The 9,154-nt window shown below is 28.3% G+C and carries 8 protein-coding genes and 1 riboswitch; of the genes, 2 read left to right on the top strand and 6 right to left on the bottom strand.

Going from position 1 to position 9,154, the window contains the following annotated elements; genetic code table 11:
• Positions 1-748 precede the first annotated feature (748 nt).
• A complete protein-coding gene (locus GQ540_RS04715) occupies positions 749-1,873 on the bottom strand; it encodes an ABC transporter substrate-binding protein (protein WP_291798091.1) in 1,125 nt (374 codons plus the stop codon).
• Positions 1,874-1,949: 76 nt separating this feature from the next.
• A riboswitch (cobalamin riboswitch) is annotated at positions 1,950-2,159 on the top strand.
• A gap of 86 nt (positions 2,160-2,245) precedes the next feature.
• Between GQ540_RS04715 and GQ540_RS04710 the strand changes: the two genes are divergently transcribed.
• Both GQ540_RS04710 and GQ540_RS04705 read left to right on the top strand, forming a co-directional pair.
• Entirely contained in the window at positions 2,246-4,153 is a 1,908-nt protein-coding gene (locus tag GQ540_RS04710) for a TonB-dependent siderophore receptor (RefSeq protein WP_291798088.1), read from the top strand.
• A 95-nt stretch (positions 4,154-4,248) separates the two neighbouring features.
• The gene (locus GQ540_RS04705; protein WP_291798086.1) at positions 4,249-4,923 is read left to right on the top strand and encodes a DUF2461 domain-containing protein; all 675 of its coding nucleotides are present in this window, start codon (positions 4,249-4,251) and stop codon (positions 4,921-4,923) included.
• A gap of 6 nt (positions 4,924-4,929) precedes the next feature.
• Here the strand turns inward: GQ540_RS04705 and GQ540_RS04700 are convergent, their stop codons facing one another.
• From GQ540_RS04700 to GQ540_RS04680, 5 genes are all read right to left on the bottom strand, one after another.
• Entirely contained in the window at positions 4,930-5,382 is a 453-nt protein-coding gene (locus GQ540_RS04700) for a hypothetical protein (protein ID WP_291798084.1), read from the bottom strand.
• A gap of 4 nt (positions 5,383-5,386) precedes the next feature.
• Positions 5,387-6,010, bottom strand: a complete 624-nt coding sequence (locus GQ540_RS04695) for a hypothetical protein (RefSeq protein WP_291798082.1) — start codon at positions 6,008-6,010, stop codon at positions 5,387-5,389.
• 34 nt (positions 6,011-6,044) lie between these two features.
• Complete coding sequence (locus GQ540_RS04690; RefSeq protein WP_291798079.1) at positions 6,045-6,587, bottom strand: RNA polymerase sigma factor; 543 nt, start codon at positions 6,585-6,587, stop codon at positions 6,045-6,047.
• 59 nt (positions 6,588-6,646) lie between these two features.
• Positions 6,647-8,101 carry a TonB-dependent receptor gene (locus GQ540_RS04685; RefSeq protein WP_291798077.1) on the bottom strand — a complete coding sequence of 485 codons (1,455 nt, stop codon included), beginning with the start codon at positions 8,099-8,101 and terminating at the stop codon, positions 6,647-6,649.
• 117 nt (positions 8,102-8,218) lie between these two features.
• Positions 8,219-9,154 (bottom strand): NAD(P)(+) transhydrogenase (Re/Si-specific) subunit beta (locus GQ540_RS04680; protein ID WP_291798076.1); only part of this gene is annotated, 936 nt, incomplete at its 5' end.

The following is a 9,154-nucleotide window of genomic DNA, read 5'->3' as shown; positions in this document are numbered from 1 at the left end:
TTGGCTTTTGATTTAGGTTCAAAAGGGAAACATGCAGCTAAAAAAAGAACACCTTTATTTTGGTAAGAAAATAAAACACCAAATTAAATAATAACAAAAAGCAACGATTTATAATCGTTGCTTTTTTGGTTTTAAGAAAAATTGTTATAAAAAAAGATAAAATTAAGGTACAAAAAAAGTCTTATTACTTGTAATGATAGCGATAAAGTAATTGGTAATATTATAGTTCTACTCATGAGATTGCTTGATTATCATTTGCAATAATAAAACTAAACCGTCATTCTAGCGAATGCGAGAACCTTTAGCAAAGGAGAACTACAAAATATTTAGCCTAGTATACGCAGATTTCCAATCAAATTTAGAATAACGGGTTTTCAATATTATTTAGACAGTCTATTTTTTTTCTGAAAAATGAAAATTTAACCTTAACCTTTAAAGTAAAAAAAAGCAACCAACAAAACTTTGTATAACGGTAAAAGATAATGAAATATCATCAAGAGATATTGAGTTATCCGTTGAACTTATCGAAAAAAACAGTAGAATTAATTTGATAGGATAGTACAATTAATTTAAAAATATAGTACAATTATTTGTAGTAAATACTACTATTTTTAAAAAGTGGTTAAAAACCCTTTAAAATCAAGAGGTTTGGAAGTGATATAAATATACTGAAATTTGCATTTAAAAACACTAAGTTATCAACTTATTTTTTTAAAAATTAGGGTAAAATAGACTTCAAAAAAAATTATTATAGTTGTTCAAAAAAAGTAAATTCATAATCTTTTATTAAATTAGGATGTGCGATTTTAATTATATCTTTTAAGACTAAATCTGGTCGGGCAGGAGCTAGTTCAAAATATACAATACCACCATTTTTTCCTTGTTTATTTACGTAAGTATAAATTTGTTGGTTTTGAAAAGCCTTAAATTTAGGGTACATATCATTGGCGTTTTTAAGCTGTTCCAATGTTTTATAATAACTAGGAGAAATCCATATATCAGCCTCTTTTCCTTTTTCAAAAACGTTTTCAATGTTTAAGGACAAACTTCCTTTTCCTTCAGAATCTTTCCATAAATAATTTGTATTGGCATGCTTTAAAAAAGTAGCTTCAAAACTGTCGCCGGCAGGTAAATTCCATATATCTTTAAATAAACCACCAGAAATTACACTAGGTTTATTAGTTGCTTTTAATGCAATTGCTTTGGCTTCCAAATAATTTGCTTCAATTTTATTAAAAATACTATCTGCTTCAGCTTCTTTTTTAAACAATACACCAAAAAACTTAATCCATTCAGCTCTACCTAAAGGAGTTTCCTCTAACCAATCACCATTTAAAATTACTGGAATCCCTAATTTTTCAATGACGCCGAACATTTTATTATTACTGTTTAATGAAAACCCAACCACTAAGTCAGGATTTAAATCTAATAATAATTCTGTATTTATGTTTTCTTCATTACCTAATTCTTTAACAAAGCCATTAGCAATTAAATTAGCAGTTTTTTTTGATGAAATATACTTAGTGTTTGGGAATCCTACTAAATGCTCCTCTACATTTAATAATTCAAGCATTGGAATGTGTGTTGTACTTGTTACTACAATTGAATTTACTGGAGTTTGAATAGCATTTAAATTTGTAGTGTTTTTAGATTTAGACAATACATATTCAAAAGTTTCTTTAGAATTTTGGTATGGAGCTTTAATAGTTAGCTTCGTGTAATCTTCAAACCGTTGAATTGTAAACCCTTTTGCATATTTAATTTCAGAAGTATTTATAACTTCAATACTACTTTTGGGTTTTTCATTTTTACAAGAAAATAGTAGTACTGATAAAAGAGATATTGATATAATTTTAGGAAGAAAAATCTTCATTTTATTTAAATTTTTACAAATGTACTATTTTAGAAATTTAGTAAGAATAAATGATACTAATTCATCTGAATTAATTAATTTCGCAGCTGATTATGGTTCTTATGTATGCATCAGTAAACATAAGTGAAAAGGGAAGTTGGTTAAAATCCAACGCTGTTCCCGCAACTGTAAGCTAAAGCCGATATTTTTCGGTGGTTGTTATTCAACTTTAACCACTGTTCTTTTAGAATGGGAAGGTAATAACAATACGCAAGCCAGGAGACCTGCCACAATCAATATACAATTCAAGCTTTCGGGAGAAGGGGTTGAGTATGGTTTACTATACTTCAATACTTACCTGATTTATTATTTTAATAATTAAATCATTTAAAAATGAAAAAAACATTGGTTCAAGTAAGTGCTTTTTGCGTGCTTTTTGCATTTAACACATTACAAGCTCAAGAAACAACAGAAAAAGTTGAGCAATTAGAAGAAGTTGTAGTTTCTGCAACAAAATTTGAAACTAAAAAAGAGAACATTGGTAAAATTATTTATCAAATCAATCGTGAAGAGTTAGAGAATTTAAAAGGAAAAACAGTTATTGATGTATTGGATAATATTGCAGGTATTGAAGTAAATGGCGTAAACAGTTCAGCAGGGAAAAATAAAAGTACTTTTATTAGAGGTGGTAGAGATAAGCAAGTATTGGTGCTTATTGATGGTGTTCCTGTTAGTGATCCTTCGGGAGTAAACACTGCTTTTGATTTGCGTTTATTAACATTAAGTCAAATTGAATCTATTGAAGTTATGAATGGTGCTGCGAGTACTTTATATGGTTCAGGCGCTGCTACCGGAGTTATTAATATTCAATTAAAAAAATCTGCTAAAAAGCCAATTTCACTAAATTATCAAACATCAATAGGTACTAATAATTCCCAAGACGATAGTAAGTTAAATTTTAATGATTTTAATCAGAATGTGTCTGTAAATGGTAGTTTAAAAAAGTTTAGTTACTTGGCTACTTTAAATACTTCAAAAACAGATGGTTTATCTGAAGCTAGTGACAAAAATAGTGAGATAGAATTTGCAAGTGATAAATTTAAAGCCACCAATACATTTGTGCGTGTAGGTTATAAATTTACAGCGAATTTTAACGTGCAATTATTTAGTAACTACGATAAAGATGTCTATGACTATGACGCCGGAGGGTTTTCAGATTCTGATATAAATAACGGTGAAAACAAACAACATAGAGTTGGAATTTCTTCTGAATTGAAATACATTAAAGGAAGTGTTAAATTAATTGCTTCATACAATAAAATGGATAGAATGTTTGATAGTTTTAATAGCTGGACTGCTGATACTGATTATTTTGAATACACTGGAAAAACTCATGTAATTGATGTGATAAATAACTATAAAATTTCTAATGAGGTTCAATTAATTTCAGGACTTAATTACCAAAAACAAAGCAATCAAACCAATAGTCCTTATGGAAATATTGAAGATGATTTAGCAAATTACACAACAACTGATCCTTATTTTACAATAGTTTACAATGCAGCATCAGGTTTTAATATAAATGCCGGTGCACGTTTAAATAATCATAGTGAATACGGAAATCATATGGTGTATAATGTAAATCCATCATATAATTTTAATAATAACTTCAGAATATTTTCTTCATTAAGTACAGCTTTTATTGCACCTAGTACGTATCAATTATTTTCTCAATATGGAAGCACAACTTTAAATCCTGAAGAAAATAAAACAGTTGAATTAGGTTTTGTGTATTCAAAAAATAAATTAGTTGAAGTAAATTCAGTTTTCTTTTATAGAGAAGAAGATAACGCTATTATTTTACCCGATTATATTACCTATGTAAATGCTGAAGAAACTTTAAATGCAAAAGGTGTAGAAACTGAAATTAAAGTTGAAGTTTTAGCTGATTTAATAGTTAAATTTGGACATACATACACAACTAAAAGTGCTGATGTAGATTATATACCAAAAAATAAATTTACTGCTTTGGTTGAAACAAATAGTATAAAAAACACCTATGTATCACTTCGCTTTAAAAATATCTCAAAAAGAACGTATTTTGATCAATGGGGAACAGGAAGTAATATTGTTGTTGATGCCTATAGTTTGGTAGATTTTTATGCAAGCCATACAATATTAAAAGATAGATTATCAGTATTTACGCAAGTAAATAATATTTTTAATGAAGATTATGTAGAAACTATTGGTTACACTACAAAAGGTAGAAACTTTAAAATTGGCTTAGATTTTACATTCTAATGTTAGAGTTGCTAGTATAATTATATGTTAAATAAAGCCTGTCGCAAGATGGGCTTTATTAATTTTACTATTTTTATCGAACTAAAAAAATAAAAATGACTTCTATTTCTAAATCTACTTTAAATTTTTTAAAAGAATTAAAAAAGAATAACACTCGTGAGTGGTTTAATGAAAATAAGCCAGGTTTTCAGGTAGAGCAAATTAAAGCTAAAGAATTTTACAATACCTTAATGGAGGGTTTAAATGCACATGATGATATTGAAAAGCTAAAAATATTTAGAATTTATAGAGATGTTCGCTTTTCGAAAGATAAAACACCTTATAAGCCACATTTTGCAGGTCATTTTGTTAGAGGAACAAAACGATTACGTGGTGGTTATTATTTGAGAATAAGACCGGGTGAAAGTTTTTTGGCTGGTGGTTTTTGGGAACCAAATAAAGAAGATTTATTACGTATTAGAAAAGAGTTTGAAATGGATGCTAGTGAAATACGTGAAATTATTGAACATAAAACATTTGTAAAGCATTTTGATAAGTTACAAGGAAACTCATTAAAAACAGCTCCTAGAGGTTTTGATAAAGAACATCCTGATATGGATTTAATTAGAATGAAACAGTTTATTGTAACGCGTAATTTTACAGATAAAGAAGTGCTTTCCCCAAATTTTTTAGATGAAGTTAGCAGTTCTTTTAAAGTAATGCGGCCTTATTTTGACTATATGAGTGAAATACTCACAACCGATTTAAATGGTGTATCAATAATTGACTAATTAATGTTATTGTTGCCTTCTTCTTTTACCGTATTCATGAAGTATTCTTCTGTTAAAATCTTTTTCAGATTTTTTTAGCATTATAATTTTTTTAGCTGAAATTATTTTAGAAAGTTCTTGAATTAATTTTATTTTATTATCTGTTATTTGTTGTTCGGTTATTATAACTTCATCTATAAATTCTTGCGCCTTTTTTTCTGATATATTTTCTATACCGTCTGTAAATTGAATTTTACGCATCATACCACCTTCAATAGACATTTTTAAAGTGTGCATTTTTTCTGTATATAAATTATATACTGGCCAAAATTTTTCTGCTTCTTTTGGAGTAAGGTTCAATGCATCAGTAATATATGATGTTTTTAAGGCTGTTATTTTTTGACGATTCATCATTTGTTGCCCAAAAGCAATGTGTGATGTTAATAAAAGCACAAAAATTATAAGTGTTATTTTTTTCATTTTTTTAATTTTCAAAAATTATACTTTCCAAATCTTCATCCGTTAAGTAGTTTGCTACTTCATCATCAGAAAGCGATTCGCTATCAATTTCAGTAGTTAATTCAATTTCAGGATACATAGCTGCAATACTTAAGGCATCAATATCAATATTATTGTTGTTAATCCAATTTTCAATTTCTGAAGAAGCTAAAGAATCAAAAGTTACTTTTGATGCATTGGTATTTAAAGTAAAAATTAATAGGAGTGAAGCTGCAATAGAAATAGGGGCAACATATTTAATAATTTTACTTTTTAATGAGATTACTTTTGAAGTTGATTTAATTTTGTTAAAAACAGCATCTTCTAGGTTTTCAAAATAGGTGTCAGAAACTTCTTCGTTAGTAGTGTTATTTTGAATAGCTTCAGCTTTTAATTTAGTAAGTACAATGTCTTCAAGAGAGTTAAAATAGTTTTCAGGTGTTTTAAATGGATTTTTAGCCTTTTTTTGTTGAAGTTTTTCAGCATTTAATTCAGCAATAACAGCATCTTCAACAGTTTCGAAATAATTTTTAGGAATTTTAAAATCAGTTTTTTTAAGTGAAATTTCACTTAATTTAGGTGCTATTTTATGTAAATCTTTTTTATTCATTTCTAATACTTAGACTCAGTTTTAAACCAATAGTTTAATGTGATTTTAAAAAAATTTCAATTTTTTTTACAGCATGAAAATAGGAAGCTTTTAGTGCTCCAACTGAAGTTTCTAAAACTTCAGACATTTCATTATATTTCATTTCTTCAAAATATTTCAAATTAAAGACCAATTGTTGTTTTTGTGGTAATGTAAAAATGGCTTTTTGTAATAATTCTTGAATTTCATCACCCGTATAATTAGTGTCTTCATGTAAAGTGTCAGCCATTTTATGCTGTAATTCACTTATATCAACGTGTTGTTTAGCTGCTTTTTTATTTATAAATGTAATTGCTTCATTTGTAGCAATTCTAAACATCCAAGAGTATAATTTACTATTTTCTTTAAATGAGTGAATGTTTTTAAAAACCTTTATAAATGTATTTTGAAGTACATCATCCGCATCATCATGTGACAATACAATTTTACGTATATGCCAATACAAGCGTTCTTTATGCAAAGTCATTAAACTACGAAAAGCTTGTTCTTGTGTATTGGGATTTTTAAGTTGGGCTACTAATAGTTGTTCGTCAGTCACGTACTAATTTTTAGATTAGACAACTAAATTAAGTAAAGGTTTAATTGAAATCAAAAAAATTAAGGAATGTTTTCAAAATTTCTTTTAGAATATCCAAATAGACGCTCTTTTTTAATGATAGCGGCAATTCCTTTTGGAAGCATTTCTTCCCAACCTTGTTTTCCATTTGAAATCATTTCTAAAACAGTTTTTGAGAAAATATCTAACATATCAGGGTTATAATCTTTAATATCAACTACTTTGCCATTGTATTTAAAGAATTTATATAATTCTTTCATACGTGGGTGTACTTTTAAATTTTCGCTTGTTCTTATTTTGCCTGTATGTTGGTCTTTTAAAGGGTATAAGTATACTTTTAAATCTTTAAAAAATAATTTTCCAAAAGCTTCTAAAATTCCACCACTTAAATTTCGGTAGTATTTTTCATCAAAAATTTGTATAAAGTTGTTAACTCCCATAGCCAAGCCAATTTTTTCTTTTGTAAATTCAGAAAAGTATTCAACTAATTTGTAGTATTCTTGGTAATTGGTAATCATTACATTTTGACCTAGCGAGCACACTAATTCGGTTCTTTCTAAAAAATCTCTTTCATCAATTTCACCTTCAGCTATTAAATTTGCGAGTGTAATTTCAAAAATAATTTTTGTGTTTTCTTTTTGTACGTTTTTTTCATTTAAAAACAACTGTTCAGCTAGTTTAAAAATTTCCATATTTAATTTTGTAACTGGCCTAAAACTTCCGCGAAGTGCTAAAATATTGGCTTTGTAAAGTTGTTGAGCTGGTAATAAATTATTACCGTCAGGTCCAAACATCACTGCATTTGTCATTCCGTTTTTTACTAATAATAAACTCATTAATCTATTGTCTACATATGAAAAACGAGCACCAGAGAAATTAATCATGTCAATTTCTAATTGAACTTCGTGTAAATTATCATACAACGATTTTAATAATTCTTTAGGCTTATCATTTAAGTAAAAAGCACCATAAATTAAGTTTACACCTAAAACCCCAAGTGTTTCTTGCTGTAATTTAGCGTCTGTTTCTTTAAAACGAACATGTAAAATAATTTCATTATAGGCTTCTAAAGGATCTAGTTGAAATTTAATTCCAACCCAACCATGACCTTTGTATTTTTTTGAAAAGTCTATAGTAGTTACTGTATTTGCAAATGAAAAAAACATTTTACCAGGATGAATTTTTCTATTTAATCTGTCTTCAGTAAGTTCAATTTCATAGGTAAGCATTCTTTTTAAACGCTGTTCGGTTACATAACGTCCTTCTTCTTCAATACCATAAACTGCATCAGAAAATTCTTTATCATAAGCACTCATAGCTTTAGCTATAGTTCCTGAAGCACCACCAGCTCTAAAAAAATGACGTACAGTTTCTTGTCCGGCTCCAATTTCGGCAAAAGTACCGTAAATGAATTCGTTCAAGTTAATTTTTAATGCTTTAGCCTTGCTTGATGGAATATCATTAATTTCAGTATCACCTTTTAACTTAAGAGCCATGTTGATTTTTTAGTTTTTGCAAAATTACTAAAATTTGATTGCTCAAAGTATATTTAAAAGTAAAAGAGGCTAGAAAATTAATTCTACCCTCTTTTTATAAATTTCAATTAAAATAAATTACATATTTTTAAGTTCACTAACTAATTCAGTTAAAGCTTTTTTAGCATCACCAAATAACATTGAAGTTTTTGCGTTGAAGAATAATTCATTTTGAATTCCTGCATAACCTGCATTCATACTACGTTTGTTTACAATAATATGTTTGGCATTTTCAACATCTAAAATTGGCATTCCATAAATTGGACTTGTAGGATCGTTATGTGCTGCTGGATTTACAACATCATTTGCACCAACTACCAATACAACATCTGTATTAGGGAATTGAGGATTGATATCATCCATTTCAATTAACTTGTCATAATCTACATTACTTTCAGCCAATAAAACATTCATATGGCCTGGCATACGACCCGCAACTGGATGGATAGCGTAAGACACATCAACTCCTTTTTCAGTTAATACTTGCTCTAGTTCATGAATTACATGTTGTGCTTGTGCAACTGCTAAACCATAACCTGGTACAATTACAACTTTATTAGCATAATTTAATAGTACAGCTGAATCACTTGCAGTCGTTTTTTTGATATTACCACCTGTTTTTCCAGCACTAGCTCCACCAACTTCAGCATCGCCTCCAAAAGCGCCAAATATAACATTAGCAAGTGATCTGTTCATAGCGTCACACATTACAAATGTTAAAATTAAACCAGCTGAACCTACTAATATACCACCAACTAACATAACCATGTTACCATATAATATACCTGTAATTGCTGCTGCAATACCAGTTAAAGAGTTTAATAGTGAAATTACTACTGGCATATCTGCACCACCAATAGGGAATACAAATAATAAACCATAAATTAATGAAGCAGCTAGTAAACCATAAATAAGAAGTGAACTATTTCCACCCATCATTACAATATAAGCTCCAAAAGCAATAAGACCTAAAAATAAGATATTATTAATTAGGTTATATTTAGGAAGTCTGAT

This window comes from Lutibacter sp. (assembly GCF_013139515.1).
Classification (GTDB): Bacteria; Bacteroidota; Bacteroidia; order Flavobacteriales; family Flavobacteriaceae; genus Lutibacter.
This window is presented reverse-complemented; position numbering and strand designations above follow the sequence as displayed.